This window comes from Neisseria sp. P0009.S007, from assembly GCF_051962515.1.
This window is the reverse complement of the sequence record NZ_JBQCVF010000937.1, coordinates 1-383: the sequence shown is the minus strand read 5'-3', so window position 1 is coordinate 383 and position 383 is coordinate 1. Positions and strand designations below refer to the sequence as shown.

Below are 383 nucleotides of genomic sequence, written 5' to 3'. Positions count from 1 at the left end.
ACCAAATCAAATTCGCATGAAAACGGTTTCAACTCAATATTTTCTGCATGGACATCGCCACTGGCAACGCCGAAAGTCTGAGCGTTCAATTGCGCAGTAGCCGCTTCAAATGTAGCGATATTGGCATCTTCACACGGAATCAGCGCAATGCCGTCTGAAAGCAAACCTTCGTAGATTTCACTTTTTGCTTTGGCAATGTCGCCAACACCATCGAAACCGCAACCGACATGCGCGCGCAAGACATTATTGACCAGAGCAACGTTCGGACTGGCAATTCGGGTCAGCAAAGACAACTCGCCAAAATGGTTCATGCCCATTTCAATGACGGCATAGCGGTGTTTTTCGTTCAGTTTCAACAAAGTCAGCGGCAGGCCGATATGATT

1 protein-coding gene is annotated in these 383 nt (G+C 47.5%); it reads right to left on the bottom strand.

All coding sequences use genetic code 11. The features are described 5' to 3' along the window. Positions 1–383 (bottom strand): Mur ligase family protein (locus tag ACTHS3_RS17195; protein WP_440368666.1); only part of this gene is annotated, 383 nt, incomplete at both ends.